General features: G+C 53.1%; 1 protein-coding gene. It reads left to right on the top strand.

From position 1 onward, the window contains the following. The coding region (locus ACTJJG_RS19070) for an Ig-like domain-containing protein (protein ID WP_440609004.1) at positions 1-350 on the top strand (350 nt) is incomplete at both ends.

The raw sequence follows: 350 nt of genomic DNA on the forward strand, positions 1-350 counted from the left end.
TGGTCAGTACCAAACCCGGGCAATCTGGTAGATGGCGATACGGTTACAGCAACAGCGACTGACCCTGCAGGCAATACTTCATTGCCAGGTACAGGCACAGTCTCTGCCGACATCACACCGCCGGTGGTTGCACTTGATGATGTGTTGACGAATGACAGCACACCAGCACTCACTGGTACAGTGAACGATCCGACAGCAACAGTGGTTGTGAACGTGGATGGTGTTGACTATCCGGCAGTGAACAATGGTGACGGCACCTGGACGCTTGCAGACAATACACTTCCTGCGTTAACTGATGGTCCACACACCATTACCGTGACTGCAACAGATGCAGCAGGCAATGCAGGTAC

The sequence above is a fragment of the Acinetobacter sp. 22512 genome, assembly GCF_052044755.1.
Classification (GTDB): Bacteria; Pseudomonadota; Gammaproteobacteria; order Pseudomonadales; family Moraxellaceae; genus Acinetobacter; species Acinetobacter pittii.